Here is a 14,830-nt window from a genome sequence, read left to right on the forward strand (position 1 = left end):
CAGAGGCCATGAGAACACTCTTCGTCGGAACCCTGGTGTTGATCGCCGGTGGTATCGCGTACTTCTTGGCGCTGGGGCTGATGCACCGATGAGCTCCAAGGCCACTGCCGACGAGGGCAGCGCACCGACCCGTCGTCCCGTATGGCGGTTCCTGCACCACAACAGCCTCGGTCTGGTCTTCCTGGCGGCGTTCCTGCTGGCCCTGGCAGGACAGGCGGTGGCGGGACACGCGGAGTTCAACAACCAGCTGATCGCCGACGGCCTCGCTCCCGTCAGCTTCGGGGCCTATGTGGCTTCCTCCGACTTCGCTGTCGATGTCACCGAGAACTGGCAGTCCGAGTACCTGCAGTTCTTCCTGTACATCTTCGGCACCGTCTGGCTGCTGCAACGCGGTTCACCCGAGTCCAAGGAACTGCACAAGGCGGGTATCGAATCGGACGAGGAGCAGATGGTCGGCGAGCACGCCAGGGAGGACTCGCCCCGCTGGGCCGCGGCCAGGGGCTGGCGGGGAACGCTCTACTCGCGCTCTCTCGGGCTCGTCATGGGCGGGATCTTCCTGCTGTCGTGGCTGGCCCAGTCCGTCGCCGGTGTCGCCTCCTACAACGAGCAGCAGCTGCGCGGGCTTCAGGCCCCGACCAGCTGGCCCGACTATCTCTCCTCCGCGGACTTCTGGAGCCGGACACTCCAGAACTGGCAGTCCGAACTCCTCGCCATCGGCTCCATGGCCGTCCTCGCCGTCTACCTCAGGCAACGCGGATCACCGGAGTCCAAACCCGTGGGCGCGGCGCACACGGCGACCGGTGTCGAAGGCTGAACGTCCCGCTCGGCAGCGCGTCCGGCCCTTCGTCAGCCGACGTACCGGCGGGCGGATGTCACGGCTCCCTCTCCGGAACGAGCCGGCCACAGCGGTGTTCCGTCCCGGACCGGTGCGATCAGGGCCGCACGCCCGCGCCGGGGGCGGGCTGCCGGACGACGGGCGGCTCGCCCGGTGCGACGACGGCGCGGCCGCCGCGTCCGCAGTGGACGACCCGCTCACCGAGGCCCCGCTCCTCGGCAGCGTGGAGGAAGTCGGTCAGCGGGGACGTCATCACGGTGTACTCCTCGTAGTGGACGGGCAGCAGCCAGCGCGGACGCAGCCGCTCGGCGAGCTCCACGCCCTGCGCGCCGTCCATGGTCACGAGGAATCCGCCCGGCAGACGTGTGCCACCGAGGTGGAGCACCGCCAGGTCCATGTCCGGATACCGGCGGCCGATGGCGTCGATGCCGTCGAACAGCAGCGTGTCGCCCGAGATGTAGAGCCGCAGACGTGCCGGGCCTCGCGGCGGGCCGAACTCCAGCAGGCTGCCCATCACCGGCGGCAGCAGGGGCCGCAGGGCTCCGCCGGCGTGCCGGCCGGGCAGGGCCGTCACGGACGCCTTGCCGTCCTCGCCGAACAGGGTGTGGCTCTGCCACGGCCGGAGCCCGTCGGCCCGGCGGAAGCCGTGCAGGAGGCGGAGGCGGCGGGAGGCGTGCGGCGTCGTGATCAGGGGCAGTGACCGGTCGAGGTGGCGGCGGGCCACACGGTCCCAGTGATCGCCGTGCAGATGCGAGAGCACGATCGCGGTCAGGTCGTGAGGCAGCTCACCGACCCCCATCGACGGCTCGGTGAGTCGGCGGCTGACGAGTCCGTGACCGAGATACGCGTGCTGCCCGCGGTGCAGGAAGTTCGGGTCCGTCAGCAGGGTCAGGTCGCCGTAGCGGATCAGGGTCGTGGCGTTGCCGATGAAATCGATACTGACCGGCAGGCCCGGGTCGGCGGACATACGGTCTCCTTCGGCCCGGTCTGCCCCGCGGCTCCGGGCGTTCGATGCGTCCCTGCCGCCACGGGTGCCCCTGCCGACCGACGTGAACCCCGGGCCCGGGTGACGGCCGGTCCACCGGAACCCGCGGCCGTCGTCGTCAGGCCGCGGACAAGGCCGAGAGGATCGCCGTGTCGGTGCGGGCGTGGACGACGAGCCGGGTGCCACCGCTGTCGGCGTTCGCCTCGAGAAGGCGTCGCGCAGGCGCGCTGTGCGTGGCGACGGCCATGAGGACACCGAGGTGGTTGCACATACGGTGGGCCTTCAGTATGGCGCTGACGGTGACGCCGCCGGTGGCCGGCTCCTCGAGCACGACCACGACCGGACTCGGCCGGTAGGCGTGCACCAGATCGCTGATCTCCTGCGACAACGCCGATCTTCGGCCGACGTCGGTGGCGTTGTGCAGGGTCACGACCAGAACGCCGTCCTCGAAAGCGTGGGACACCATCACTGCCTCCGATGCCGTTCGCCGCGTGGCGATCTCCGGTCAGAGGCTGCCCGCTCCGCGTGCCGTAATGCGCCCCCGGCCTCTCACGGGGTCTGCGCGTCGCGGTCCAGTGGGCCCCAGCGCCCCGGCTGCCGCTCGATCACCGCTGTCGCCTCGCTGATGACCTCGTCGGCGATCCAGCCGAGCGGTTCCACATCGCGGACAAGCGGTTCGTTGTCCGGACCGCGGCCCGCTTCCCGGCCGTGCAGGACCCACGGCCGCGCCCGTTCGTCCTTGACCCGAGGCAGATGGGAGTAGTCGTACAGCCGGCGGGCGACCCATGTGCGTATGGGCCGGTCACCCCACCACGACTCCATGTCCAGCGGGCTGGCGGACAGGCCCGGCATGGAAGCGCCCGTCAGGTCGTCGGTGCTGGAGACCGAGCCCAGGTCCGGCTCGGGTCCACGTGACCACCGTACGTAGAGCCCCTGCCGGGCCGTGACCAGTTCCGTCAGAGCCTCGATGCTCCCGAAGGTGGGCATTGCGTCGTTCTCGCTCATGTCCCCTCGATTCTTGCCCGGCACTGCCCGTTCTTGCCCGTCGGATGCGTGCGACAGGCCGCGAGCACGTCGCCGGATGAACGGCTGCGCCCTGCCGTGACCGTGCGGTCGGCCCAACTTCACCGTGACGGATCACCGCGACGAACGCCATCGAGCTGTCCGGCGGGCGTGGGTGCCGTGTGCCACGGGGCAGGGGGGAGAGAGCCGGGCGAGCTGGGAGCGGTCGGCGGCTCGCCGCAGGTGAGGGGGCAGGCTCAGGCGGTCATCGCCCGGCCCGCGCACAGGCGGGACAGAAGGGCCGGCCGGTGGAGCTCCGCGACGGGTTCGAGCAGGTCGGGGTGGCGCAGCAGGGCACCGGCGCGCCGGTCGTGCTCATCCGGATCCACCAGGCGGCGGAACCCGGCCGGCGTTCCGTCGCCGTGTCCGCCGTCGCCGAGCGCTGCCACCGCCGCCGATGCCAGGTCCGGGCTGGCGAGGAGGCAGGCCGCCCAGCTGGCGACGACCTCGTCGACCCAGGTGCGCCAGGCGTACTCCTCGGAGTCGTCGAGCCCGGCCCCGTCGGAGCCGGTGATCCAGTCCAGCCGGGCAGACCCTCCCGCACCGGCGACCGCGACCAGGGCCGCGTCCACGGGTGTGGGATAGCGCAGCGACGCGGCCACGGTCACGGCCTGATGCGCCTGCGCGTGGGAAAGGGCGGAATCCAGCACGCCACCTCCCGACGGGAAGGCGCGCGACATCCACTGGGCTGTCGCCGCTATCAGAGAGGTCAGGTCTGCGTGCACTGTGGCGTCCGATGTGGTCCTGGGGAGCGATGTGCGCCGCAACGCTATCCCCGCCGGTCACCTGGGGAAATGGCGTGGGTCACCACAAGGCAGTGGCTTCGCCCACACCGGGCGGGTGGACCGCTTCGCCCCGCGGACGCGCTTCGGCGCGTGCTTTCGTGCAAACCACTGTGTCGTCCACCGATCACGGCGTCCGTCCCGCGACACTGACCTCCATGGAGCCGGTGACCTTGGGCGTGGAAGAGGAGTACCTGCTGCTCGACGCGGAGACGGGGCTGCCGGTACCGATGGCCGAACAGGTGCGTGCGGCCGCGGGCCTCGAACCACTCGTCGACGAGCACGAACTGCAGTCCGAGCTGTTGCAGGTGCAGGTAGAGGTCGCCACCTCCGTCTGCACCCGGCTCGAGGAGGCAGGCGGCCACCTGCTGCGCCTGCGCCACGCGCTCGGCGCCGCCGCGGAGGCCCACGGGTGCCGCCTCGCGGCCTGCGGGACACCGCCGAGGAGAGGCCCGGTCAACGCGCCGGTGACCGAGCAGGCCCGCTACCGCGCCATGCGGGTGCAGGCCCCGCAGCTGGTCGCGGAGCAGCTGGTCAGCGGCATGCACATCCATGCGGCGGTCCCGAGTCCGGAAGTCGGCGTGGCCGTCCTGAACCGGCTGCGGGGCTGGGTGCCCGTCCTGGTCGCCATGTCGGCGAACTCGCCCCTGTGGGACGGGCAGGACACCGGCTTCGCCAGCTGGCGCACCTTGATCTTCGGCCGCTGGCCCGTGAGCGGCCCGCCGCCCGCGTTCCGGGACCTCACCGACCACAGGGAGCGGATCGAGGCGCTGCTCGCCAGCGGGATCATCTCCGACAAGGGACAGCTGTACTGGCAGATCCGGCTGTCCGACCGCTTCCCCACCGTGGAAGTACGGTGTCCCGACGTGCAGTTGCGGGCCGACGAAGCGGTCATGTTCGCCGGGATCGTGCGTGCACTGGTCGTCACCGCCATCCACGAGACGGCGGCCGGCACCCCGCCGCCCGTCATCGCTCCGGAGCTGATGCAGGCGGCGAACTGGCAGGCCGCCCGCTACGGTCTCAGCGGTCACCTGATCACGGCGACGGGCGAACGCCGTAGCGCCGGCGACGTCGTCGCGCAGCTGATCGAGCACATCACGCCCGCGCTGGACGCCGCCGGCGACACCCGTGAGGTGATTTCGCTCGTCCATCGCCTTCTCCAGCAGGGCACGCCCGCCGACCGCCAACGGCGGGCGCTCGCGGAGGGCGGCCTCAGGGCAGTGATCGACCTGATCACTTCCGAAACCACGGCACCGTGACCGCGGACCCCATGTTCGACCCGCGGTTCCCGGGTACTCGTGCGGCGTGACGCGACGATCGAACGGGAGGAGCGCCACGATGACCGTGCCCGAGGAGAACCGGCCCAAGACGCGAACGACCGACGAGGTCGTCACGGAGAAATCGGCGGAGGCCGACGGCTCCGCGACAGAGACCGAGCAGGGACGGAACGCGGCACAGGAGGAACGCCGGCCGTCCGGGAGCACCATGCGCGAGGCACTGGACGAGGCCGGGGTCAAGCCTGAGGACTACGAAGAGTAGTCGTGCGCGTGGCAAGGAGGTTTCCCACGGCGCACACCAACGTGCCGGAGGTGCTGAAAGCGATCAAGGACGTCGACTTCCCGGCCGACAAGGAGAAGCTGATGTCGGCGGCGCGCGGGGCAGGCGCCTCAAGGGAGGTCGTCAAGGCGTTGCGCGGTATTCCGCCCGAGCGGTGCGACAGCCGGGACGACGTGGCGCGTTCCGTCCGGACGGATTCGGACCTCGGACACAACGCGAGCCAGAAGGCCGAACAGGTGCGCAAGGGCGGCAAGCCGGGGCTGTCGGAGCATCTGCGTGACGCGTCGAAGACGCCGATCCAGGAGGAGCTGGACCGCTGAGCGGGTACCGCGGCCCTCCAGGACCGCGGCGAGCCTGGACGGCTGACGCCCCACGGCGGTGGGTCCGCCATCTGGTGCGTCAGCCGTCCAGTGGCGAGCGGCCGGTCAGTCCGGCGTCCCGACCCGCCTCGTCACGAAGCCGCCCTCCCCGTCGAACCGCACCTCCACCACGGCGTCGAAGCCGTCCGCGGTCGTCGGCTCGCGCAGGCGGCCGCGCGTGGCGTGGATGCCGACGTCGGGCACCCGCGCCCGGCCCTCACGCGCCGCGTTGCGTTGCAGGGACCCGGTGACGTCCGGGGGGAACCAGTAGGCCGTCACCCGGACATCGTGCGCACGGGCCGCACGGATGAGCGGGGTCCACTCCTCGGGCGAGGGGTTGGTGTTGTCGACGGCCACCGGGCTCCCGGACACGAGCAGGTCCTCGATGAGCCGCATCTGCCGTTGCTGCCTGCGCCGGGCCGAGCGCGGGAAGAGGTCCTTGCTGACCAGCGCGTAGCGTTCGGCGAGGTGCTCCCTGTAGAAGGTCGACTTCCCCGACGCCTGCAGTCCGACGAGGACCGCCATCTCCGGTCGAGTCCACTTCGTCGAGCCTCTCACCGACGAGGCCGGACGTCCGCTGCCCGGCGAACCGTCCTCGTGTCGGGACGCCCCGTAGGCATTGCTGCGGCCGCGCACTGCCCGGTGGGGACGGTGCGCGGCCGCGGTGCGGGACTGCCGCCGGGGGAACGGTGGGCTCAGGATTCCTTGCTGACCTCCTTGCTCACGGCGGCCGGCGAGTCGTACCTCTTGCTCGGCAGGGAGCCGAGGGCGGACATGATGTCCTTGCCCGCTCCGTGCTTGCTCGCCTGGTCGACGATCTCTTCCTTCGACGCCGGGTAGTTCACGCCGCCGAGGGCCTTCTGCATTTCGATGGGGTTCACGTCCATGCGCCGATGGATACCCCTGGCTGTCGCAGACGGACACCGGATGCCACCCAAGTCACCCCAATGGAGCGCGGCCCGCCGCTCCGGCGACGTGGAGGGGCGACCGGAGGCGGATCGACGGCCGTGCGTCGCCTCTGTCGCCGGGGATCGGTGTGGGACCGTGGAAGGACCAGGCACGGGGCCGGGCATCGTTCCCGACGGTGGGTGGGTGGTGACGTGAGCGACCGGGACGCGGACGTGCGGCGCATGCTGGTGGGGTTGCTCGCCGACAGTCATGTGATGTCCTTCGACGACCTGCCCGGGCTGGTTTCCCGGCACGCGGCCACCGCCGGTCTCACCGATGTCCTGATCTACCTGGGTGATCTCCAGCGCGATGTGCTGCGGCTGTTCCCGGCGGGGAGCCGGCCTCCCGAGGGGAAGCACCCGGCGGAGGTGCCCGTCGAGGGCTCGGTGGCGGGGCGGGCCTACCAGTACGGCAGTATCACGGCCGGCGCGACCGGCACGGACGGGGCACATGGCTGGTGGATCCCGCTGCTCGACGGCACCGAGCGCCTCGGGGTGCTGCACGTCGCCGCGCCGGACGACGACGAGAGCGCCCAGGAGACCATGCTGGCGCTGGCCTCGCTGGTGGCGATGCTGGTGGTCAGCTGCCGGGTCACGAGCGACTCCTACGCCCGTCTCAGCCGCAGCAGAGCGATGAACGTGGCCGCGGAGATGCAGTGGCAGCTGATGCCGCCGCGCACCTACGCGGACGGGCGGGTCACCATCGGAGCCGTGATGGAACCCGCCTACCAGGTCAGCGGTGACGCCTACGACTACGCCGCCGCGGGGAACGTCGTCCACCTGTCCGTCTTCGACGCCATGGGGCACGACACAGCGGCCGGTCTGACCGCGAACCTCGCCGTGGGCGCCTGCCGTAACCGCCGCCGCCAGGGAGCGGGCCTCGCCGAACTGGGAGATGCCATCGAGAAGGTGATCCTGGAACAGTTCGGGCACAACCGCTACGTCACCGGGATCCTCGCCGATCTCGACACCACCACCGGCGTCCTCACCTGGACGAGCAGGGGACATCATCCCCCGGTCGTCATCCGGGGCGGACGCTGGAGCAGCCTGCTGGACTGCCCTCCCTCCCACCCCATGGGAAGCGACCTGGACCTGCCGGTCACGGTGTGCAGGGAGCACCTGCAGCCGGGCGACCGCATCGTGCTCTACACCGACGGCATCACGGAAGCACGCACGGCGGCCGGTGTGGAGTTCGGACTCGCCGCCTTCGTCGACTTCCTGATCCGCCACCACGCCGACGGCCTGCCGGTTCCGGAAACCCTGCGCCGGCTGATGCGCGCGCTACGGCAGCACCACAACGACCGGCTCCAGGACGACGCCACGATCCTGCTGTGCGAATGGCTCGGCCCGGAAAGACTCTCCACCGCGAGTACCGCCCCGGTGGCCGGAGTGCCCCTGCCGGACCGGTGAGACGCCGACGGCGCGGCTCACCGGACGGTGGACGGACGGCTCGGCGGTTGGACGTGAGGGGGGCGGCGGGACGGCCGCGGGACCGTGCGTCCCGTCAGGAGCTCTCTTCGTCGTCCTTCTGTACCCCCTCCAGGGATTCCCCGCTGCCCGTACCGCGGGAGTTGTAACCCTCCGTAGCGCTCGCTGTCCCAGGAACCGTGCGCTCCTGTGGCTGCTGCTCGCGTCCCGAGTGGGCTCCCGGGCCGCGGTCGGCCTCCCTGCGTTCCTTGTCCTGGTGGCGTTCCCGGTCGTTCTGCGGAGACTTCTCGGTTCCGGCCATGGACGCTGCACTCCCTTCCCGTTCCGGACGGAGAGCCGTTCCTGCTTCTGACACGTGTGTTCGGTGTACCCCGTGGCCGAAGACGCATGTCCGGGCCGGCGGCAGGGAAGCGGCAGGCCCCGGCAGTCGTTCCCGGCCTGCGAGGTCGGCGACCACCTGCATCTGAACCCGAGGGCGTATCAGGCGCTCGCCTACGCCGTGCACGCGTCCCGGTTCCGGTAGCGACGCTGCCGCGGCACCGGGGAAGTTACCTTCAGGTATGCCGTGACTTCATGTATGCGCAGCAGTAGAACGTGTTCCCATTCACTCAAGAGTGAGGAACATCACATGAGCGCTGCACCCTTGTCGGGCCCCGGTGACAGAGGACCGTCACGTCGTCAGCTCATAGCCGGAACCGGTTCTATTCTGGGGGCCGTGATCATTACGGGTCACGGCCCCTCGGCCGCCCGCGCGACCTCCGCCCTCCCGGCCCCGGCCGCCGCCCCGATCCCGGACGGGGCACACGTCTCCGCCCTGGTCATCGGCACCGGATACGGAGGCTCGGTCGCCGCCCTGCGCCTGGCACGGGCGGGCGTCGACGTCCACATGATCGAGATGGGAATGTCCTGGGACACCCCGGGACCGGACGGCAGGATCTTCGCCAACACCACGAGGCCCGACCACCGTTCCTTCTGGCTGCGTACCCGGACCAAGCAGCCGCTCAGCGGTTTCCTCGGATTCCCGCTCGACAAGGACGTCCCCCGGTACACCGGCATCCTCGACGCGGAGGAGTTCGGCGGCATCACGATCTATCAGGGCCGTGGTGTCGGCGGCGGCTCACTGGTGAACGGCGGCATGGCCGTGACGCCCCGGCGCGAGAACTTCCCTGCCGTCCTTCCGTCGGTGAACGCCGACGAGATGTACGACGTCTACTACCCGCGCGCCAACACCGCGCTGGGCGTCGGCGTCGTCGACCGGGGCTGGTGGGAATCCGCCGCCTGCTACCAGTACGCCCGGGTCGGCCGGAAGCACGCCGAGCGTTCCGGCTTCCCGTTCGTCCTGGTACCGGGCGTGTACGACTGGGACTACCTGGAGCAGGAGGCCGCGGGCACCGTTCCCGCGTCCGCGCTCGCGGGCGAGGTCCTCTTCGGCAACAACCACGGCAAGAAGTCCCTGCCGAAGACCTACCTCGCCCGTGCCGCCGCGACCGGCAGGGTCTTCGTCTCGGCACTGCACAAGGTCACCTCGGTCGCACCGGCCGGCGGTGGCGGCTACACGGTCGTCATGGAGCAGCTGAACACCGGCGGCGACGTCACCGCGGTCAAGGCCGTCACAGCGGACAAGGTGTTCTTCGCGGCCGGCAGCGTCGGTACCAGCAAACTCCTCACCCGGCTGAAGGCCACCGGTGTATTGCCCGGCCTCAACGGCGAGATCGGAAAGGGCTGGGGCGACAACGGCAACGTCATGTGCGGCCGAGCCAACCACATGTGGGACGCGACCGGCAGACTCCAGGCGTCCATGCCCACCGCGGGCATCGACAACTGGCGCGCCGGCGGCGCGTTCGCCGAGGTCGCGCCCCTGCCCACCGGCATCGAGACCTACGCGTCCTTCTACTTGTCCATCACCAGGAACCCGCACCGCGCCGCCTTCTCCTGGGACGCGGCCGCCGGCAGGGTGGTCCTCGACTGGCAGACCGCATGGAAACAGCCCTCCATCGACGCCGCGAGGACGATCTTCGACAGGATCAATGCCAAGGAGGGGACGATCTACCGCACCGACCTCTTCGGCGCGTACAAGATCTGGGGCGACCACCTCACCTACCACCCGCTGGGAGGCGCCGTACTGAACCGGGCGACGGACAACTACGGCCGTCTCCACGGCCATCCGGGGCTCTACGTCATCGACGGCTCGCTGATCCCCGGCAACACCAGTGTCAACCCGTTCGTCACCATCACGGCGCTCGCCGAACGCAACATCGAAAAGATCATCGCCACGGACCTGTGACGGCGACGGCCGGTGCGACCGGACCGTCTCGGCCGGCTCAGTGACCGGGCAGGACGCACATGGTGTCCAGCCCCAGCACATGGTTGAGCCGGCCGAACGCCAGCCAGGCGCCGATGCTCATGCTCAGCTCCACGATCTCGGTCTGGCTGTAGTGCTCCGTCATCCGGCTCCAGAACCCGTCGTCGAGGCCGTGGTGGTCGGTGGCGTACCGCTCCGCGTACTCGGCGGCCAGCCTCGTGCGGTCGTCGAAGGCGTCGGTGGTGCGCCAGCCGATCACCGCGTCGGCGAAGCCGTCCTCGACCGTGCGGCCGTCGCGTTCCGTCCGCCAGTCCAGGCAGAACGAGCAGCCGTTGATCTCCGCGATCCGCAGCCGTGCGGCCTCGAACTCCCGCAGCCCGAGAGTGGTGTGGGCGTACACCGCCAGGGAGAAGTCGGAGGCGGCCTTGCCGATGCCGGGGACCATCTCTCCCCATACGTACTCGATCGGGTTCCTGCCCTCGGGGATGTCGATGTTCATCGTCGTCTCCTTCCCAGTCTGCCGATCGCCGGGCGCAGCGGGACGTCCAACGCGTCGTAGAGGCCCGGTGGCGCGTCCACGAGCCAGTCGACGGCGCTCACCAGCCGGCCCACCGCGGTGGCGTTGCCGCCCGCGGACCGGTTCTCGTCCTCGTCGGTCGCCTCGACCGTGACCTCGATGCGCGGACGGCCCTCGATGATCACCCGGTGTGCGCCAGTGCCGTCGGGCGGCGCCGGCCAGCCGGGCGCGCAGGACGGGTGGATGCGGGTGATGTGCTCGACGACGATGCGGGGTTCGCCACCGACGATTCCCTGCACCTCGAAACGCACCGCGCCCTGGGTGCCCGCCCCGAACTCGCCCATCGTCCTGGTGCTCACGGCGCCGTCCAGCGGACAGCGTTCCAAGGTTTCGCGGATCTCGTCGAGTTCGACGCCGAGGGCCCTCGCCATCAGTCGTATCTGTCCGCCCCACACCATGGTGGGGACCGTCGGCGCGAGCATCGGCGGCGCGTAGTCCATCGGCATCCCCATGCCGATCAGATACCGGACCGAGTCGGGCTGGTCGTAGGTGGAGTAGTCGAAGATCTCCTGGCAGCGGATCGCGTCCACGGTGGTGCCGAGCCCGCTGATCAGCAGCGGCAGTACGTCGTTGCCCCAGCCGGGATCGACGCCGGAGACGAACAGTGAGCCGCCGCCCGCCTCGACGGCGGCCAGCACCGGGTCCCGTAACTCGGCGGGGGCGTTCCGCGGGTCGTAGAGGGCATACATCGACGGGGTGACGACGACGGCCCCGGCCCTGATCGCCCGGACGACGTCGGCGAGCGCCTCGTCGGGGCGGACGTCCCCGGTCGCCGCGTACACCACCGCCCGCGGACCGGCCGCCAGCACGGCTTCGACGTCGTCGGTCGCCGCGATCCCCAGCCGGTGGCCGAGTCCGCCCAGTTCACCCGCGTCACGGCCGATCTTGGCAGGGTTGTGGACGATGACGGCGGTGAGCGCCAGCGCCGGGTGGGCCGCGACGGCACGGATCGCCGCACGGCCTGTGTTTCCCGTTCCCCAGACCACCGTGGAAATCATGCGCCGGAGGGTAACTCCGGCGCCTGAAGGTTCCTAGAGCCATGACTGCGGGCATTCGCCCGGTCGTCCTCCGGCGAGCCATGTCCGACCGTGCGGCGTACGGCCCGCGACGCAGCCGTCAGTCCGAAGCCGGCGCGAGAAGTGCACCCATCCGCTCGTAGTGCCCCGCCGGGATGCCGTGATGCTGTTCCCGCGCCGCCTCGGATGTACACCGGCCGGTCGACGCGTCGCCTGCGGCAGACCTGTCTGGCGGCCCAGGGGCCGATCGCCGGACGCCGACGTACACCGTCAGGACCGGACCTGAGCCTGGTGGTGGTGACACCAGGCTCAGCACACACTCCCTGCCTACTTGCCCGACCGCCAGGATGACCGGCATGAACCGACCCACCACTCTGATCACCGGCGCGACCCAGGGGCTGGGCCGCGGTATCGCGCTCGACCTCGCGCAGCGCGGCGGCACCGTGCTGCTCCACGGCCGTGACCGGGTACGCCTCGACGCGGTGGCGGCCGAGGTGCGGACGACCGCACCCGGGACCACCGTGCGCACCTACCTCGCCGATCTGGCGGACCTCAGCCAGGTGCAGGCGATGGCCGAGCGGATCCTGGCCGAAGAAACGCGGCTCGACGCACTGGTGAACAACGCCGTCGCCGGCGGCGGCTCCGAGCCGTTGCGGCGCGAACTGAGCGCCCAGGGACACGAGTTGCGCTTCGCCGTCAACCATCTGGCGCCGTATGCCCTCGTCCGTGGCCTGCTGCCGCTGCTGACGTCCTCCGTGCCCGCCCGCGTGGTCAATGTCGCCTCGATCGGACAGGAGCGCATCGACTTCGACGACGTCATGCTGGAGCGGGGCTACGAGGGGCTGCGCGCCTACTGCCGCAGCAAGCTCGCGCTGATCATGGCCACCTTCGAGCTGGCCGGGGAACTCGCCGGCACGGGTGTCACCGTCAACGCCCTGCATCCGGCGCACCTGATGGACACCCGAGGGGTGCGGGACTACGGCCTCAAGCCCGTCGTGGGCGTCGAGGAAGGCGTCAGGCCGACCGTACGGCTGGTCACCGACCCGGAGGTGGCCGGCGTGACGGGCCGCTACTTCGACCGCTTCACCGACTCCCGTGCCCACGAACAGGCTTACGACGCCGACGCCCGCAAGCGCCTGATGGAGCTGACGCACCGCCTCGTCGGAGAGCCGCACAAGGTGCGTTGAGAGGCCACCGGCGCCGGGGGCGGGCGACCCCGGACCCGATGGGTGTCGTGTTCACGTAATTCTGGGTAACCGGCCACCACGGTGGCGGCAGCGCGACACCGGCCCACTGAAGACTTCCCGGCGGTTCGTACCGAACAGCCAAGGAGGACCTTGTGGGCGTACGTCCCGTATCCCGGCGGCAGTTGCTCGGCTTCGGCGGCGCAGGCGCCGCCGCACTGATGCTCGGCACCGGCGAGTGGGGCTCCGGCTCCGCGTTCGCCTCGCCGGTCATGAAGGACGATCCGTTCTCCCTCGGCGTCGCGTCCGGCGAGCCCCGCTCCGACGGCGTGGTGCTGTGGACGAGGCTGGCCCCGGAGCCGTTCGCGCAGGACGGCAAGGGCGGCATGCCGGACCGGCCGGTCCGCGTGCACTACGAACTGGCCCACGACAAGCGGTTCCGGCGGGTCGTCCGCCGCGGGAGCGTCGTCGCCACACCGGAGCTGGCGCACTCGGTCCACCCCGAGGTACACGGGCTCCTGCCGGACCGTGAGTACTACTACCGCTTCCGTGCCGGTTCGTACGTCTCACCCGTCGGCCGCACCAGGACCTCTCCGCCGCCGTGGAGCACCCCCCGGGACCTGAAGTTCGCGTTCGCCTCCTGCCAGGCCTGGCAGGACGGCTACTTCACCGCCTACGAGCACATGGCGCAGGAGGACCTCGACCTGGTGGTCCACCTCGGCGACTACCTCTACGAGTACGGCGTCCAGTCCAACAGGCGCGGTGTGGTCACCGACCCCAGGTTCCACACGGAGACGGTCGACCTCGCCCGCTACCGCCTCCAGTACGGTCTCTACAAGTCCGAGGCGCCGCTCCAGCAGGCACACGCCCGCTTCCCGTGGATCATGACCTTCGACGACCACGAGGTCGAGAACAACTGGGCCGACGGCATCCCGGAGAAGGGCCAGGACCCGCGGGCGTTCACGCAGCGCAGGGCGGCCGCCTTCCAGGCCCTGTACGAGCACGCGCCGCTGCGCCGCGCCCAGTTGCCGCAGGGCCCCGACGTGCAGATGTACCGCAGGCTCTCCTACGGCCGGCTCGCCGATTTCACGATGCTCGACACCCGGCAGTACCGCGACGACCAGCCGTGCGGCGACGGCGCCTCCGCCGACTGCGCCGACCGCTTCGCCCCTGACCGCAGCCTCCTCGGCGACCGTCAGCGGGACTGGGTCCTGAACGGCTTCAGCCGGTCCGCCGCCCGCTGGCAGGTGCTGGGCAACCAGGCGCCGATGGGCCAGACCGACCAGGACCCGGGACCGGGCACGACCGTCTGGATGGACCCCTGGGACGGCTACGTCGCGGAGCGGAACCGTCTCCTCGCGGAGGCCGAGGGACGGGGAGTGCGCAATCTTGTCGTCATCACCGGCGACCGCCACCAGAACTACGCCTGGGACCTCAAGCGCGACTACGAGGATCCCGGGTCGGCGACCGTGGGCAGCGAGTTCGTGGGGACGTCCGTCACCAGCGGCGGCGACGGCGCCGACATGACGGCGGAGGGCACCAGGTTCCTCGCCGCCAACCCGCACATGAAGTTCTTCAACGCCCAGCGGGGCTACGTGCGTGTGCGCGTCGAACCCGAGCGCTGGACGAGCGACTTCCGCGTCCTGCCGTACGTGACCCGGCCGGGCGCTCCCGTTTCCACCCGCGCCGCCGTCGTCGTCGAGGACGGCGTACCTGGCGTCCAGGTCTGACGAGCGGCACCGCGTACCCGGGACCGGCCGGGTACGCGGTGTGGTCGGGTATGAGGGCATGGGCCG

Annotated in this window: 18 protein-coding genes; 9 read left to right on the plus strand and 9 right to left on the minus strand. The window is 70.7% G+C overall.

Annotation, left to right across the window (positions count from 1 at the left end):
* Nucleotides 1-88 precede the first annotated feature (88 nt).
* Nucleotides 89-814 carry a DUF6766 family protein gene (locus MDN94_RS24410; protein ID WP_482727988.1) on the plus strand — a complete coding sequence of 242 codons (726 nt, stop codon included), beginning with the start codon at nt 89-91 and terminating at the stop codon, nt 812-814.
* 118 nt (nt 815-932) lie between these two features.
* On the opposite strand, the gene MDN94_RS24415 is transcribed toward MDN94_RS24410, so the two are convergent.
* The 4 genes from MDN94_RS24415 to MDN94_RS24430 form a co-directional block, all read right to left on the minus strand.
* Nucleotides 933-1,802 carry an MBL fold metallo-hydrolase gene (locus MDN94_RS24415; protein WP_482727989.1) on the minus strand — a complete coding sequence of 290 codons (870 nt, stop codon included), beginning with the start codon at nt 1,800-1,802 and terminating at the stop codon, nt 933-935.
* Between the two features lie 136 nt (nt 1,803-1,938).
* Nucleotides 1,939-2,286 (minus strand): hypothetical protein, encoded by a 348-nt coding sequence (locus MDN94_RS24420; RefSeq protein ID WP_482727990.1) that lies wholly within the window; start codon nt 2,284-2,286, stop codon nt 1,939-1,941.
* An 83-nt stretch (nt 2,287-2,369) separates the two neighbouring features.
* Nucleotides 2,370-2,825, minus strand: coding sequence for a DUF6098 family protein (locus MDN94_RS24425; RefSeq protein ID WP_482727991.1), 456 nt, complete (start codon nt 2,823-2,825; stop codon nt 2,370-2,372).
* Between the two features lie 254 nt (nt 2,826-3,079).
* Entirely contained in the window at nt 3,080-3,607 is a 528-nt protein-coding gene (locus tag MDN94_RS24430) for a hypothetical protein (RefSeq protein WP_482727992.1), read from the minus strand.
* A 215-nt stretch (nt 3,608-3,822) separates the two neighbouring features.
* On the opposite strand from MDN94_RS24430, the gene MDN94_RS24435 reads away from it, so the two are divergent.
* The 3 genes from MDN94_RS24435 to MDN94_RS24445 all read left to right on the plus strand — a co-directional run bounded on the left by MDN94_RS24435 (nt 3,823) and on the right by MDN94_RS24445 (nt 5,541).
* Complete coding sequence (locus tag MDN94_RS24435; protein ID WP_482727993.1) at nt 3,823-4,923, plus strand: carboxylate-amine ligase; 1,101 nt, start codon at nt 3,823-3,825, stop codon at nt 4,921-4,923.
* A 79-nt stretch (nt 4,924-5,002) separates the two neighbouring features.
* Nucleotides 5,003-5,203: a hypothetical protein gene (locus tag MDN94_RS24440; protein WP_482727994.1), complete on the plus strand. Its 201-nt coding sequence runs from the start codon at nt 5,003-5,005 to the stop codon at nt 5,201-5,203.
* An 8-nt stretch (nt 5,204-5,211) separates the two neighbouring features.
* The gene (locus MDN94_RS24445; RefSeq protein ID WP_482727995.1) at nt 5,212-5,541 is read left to right on the plus strand and encodes a DUF2795 domain-containing protein; all 330 of its coding nucleotides are present in this window, start codon (nt 5,212-5,214) and stop codon (nt 5,539-5,541) included.
* A 105-nt stretch (nt 5,542-5,646) separates the two neighbouring features.
* On the opposite strand, the gene MDN94_RS24450 is transcribed toward MDN94_RS24445, so the two are convergent.
* A complete protein-coding gene (locus tag MDN94_RS24450) occupies nt 5,647-6,105 on the minus strand; it encodes an AAA family ATPase (RefSeq protein WP_482727996.1) in 459 nt (152 codons plus the stop codon).
* Nucleotides 6,106-6,275: 170 nt separating this feature from the next.
* Nucleotides 6,276-6,467, minus strand: a complete 192-nt coding sequence (locus tag MDN94_RS24455) for a DUF2795 domain-containing protein (protein ID WP_482727997.1) — start codon at nt 6,465-6,467, stop codon at nt 6,276-6,278.
* Nucleotides 6,468-6,710: 243 nt separating this feature from the next.
* On the opposite strand from MDN94_RS24455, the gene MDN94_RS24460 reads away from it, so the two are divergent.
* Nucleotides 6,711-7,937: a PP2C family protein-serine/threonine phosphatase gene (locus MDN94_RS24460; RefSeq protein WP_482728230.1), complete on the plus strand. Its 1,227-nt coding sequence runs from the start codon at nt 6,711-6,713 to the stop codon at nt 7,935-7,937.
* Nucleotides 7,938-8,031: 94 nt separating this feature from the next.
* Here the strand turns inward: MDN94_RS24460 and MDN94_RS24465 are convergent, their stop codons facing one another.
* Nucleotides 8,032-8,256, minus strand: coding sequence for a hypothetical protein (locus MDN94_RS24465; protein ID WP_482727998.1), 225 nt, complete (start codon nt 8,254-8,256; stop codon nt 8,032-8,034).
* A 72-nt stretch (nt 8,257-8,328) separates the two neighbouring features.
* Between MDN94_RS24465 and MDN94_RS24470 the strand changes: the two genes are divergently transcribed.
* Entirely contained in the window at nt 8,329-8,478 is a 150-nt protein-coding gene (locus MDN94_RS24470) for a hypothetical protein (protein ID WP_482727999.1), read from the plus strand.
* A gap of 105 nt (nt 8,479-8,583) precedes the next feature.
* Complete coding sequence (locus MDN94_RS24475; RefSeq protein ID WP_482728000.1) at nt 8,584-10,239, plus strand: GMC oxidoreductase; 1,656 nt, start codon at nt 8,584-8,586, stop codon at nt 10,237-10,239.
* A gap of 37 nt (nt 10,240-10,276) precedes the next feature.
* Here the strand turns inward: MDN94_RS24475 and MDN94_RS24480 are convergent, their stop codons facing one another.
* Nucleotides 10,277-10,756 (minus strand): carboxymuconolactone decarboxylase family protein, encoded by a 480-nt coding sequence (locus tag MDN94_RS24480; protein ID WP_482728001.1) that lies wholly within the window; start codon nt 10,754-10,756, stop codon nt 10,277-10,279.
* Nucleotides 10,753-11,832, minus strand: coding sequence for an NAD(P)H-dependent amine dehydrogenase family protein (locus MDN94_RS24485; RefSeq protein ID WP_482728002.1), 1,080 nt, complete (start codon nt 11,830-11,832; stop codon nt 10,753-10,755). Before MDN94_RS24485 ends, MDN94_RS24480 begins: the two co-directional genes overlap by 4 nt.
* A gap of 374 nt (nt 11,833-12,206) precedes the next feature.
* On the opposite strand from MDN94_RS24485, the gene MDN94_RS24490 reads away from it, so the two are divergent.
* Both MDN94_RS24490 and MDN94_RS24495 read left to right on the plus strand, forming a co-directional pair.
* Nucleotides 12,207-13,037, plus strand: a complete 831-nt coding sequence (locus MDN94_RS24490; RefSeq protein WP_482728003.1) for an SDR family NAD(P)-dependent oxidoreductase — start codon at nt 12,207-12,209, stop codon at nt 13,035-13,037.
* 218 nt (nt 13,038-13,255) lie between these two features.
* Nucleotides 13,256-14,764: an alkaline phosphatase D family protein gene (locus MDN94_RS24495; protein ID WP_482728231.1), complete on the plus strand. Its 1,509-nt coding sequence runs from the start codon at nt 13,256-13,258 to the stop codon at nt 14,762-14,764.
* The last annotated feature ends 66 nt before the right edge of the window (nt 14,765-14,830 follow it).

The sequence above is a fragment of the Streptomyces sp. WAC00040 genome, assembly GCF_056835925.1.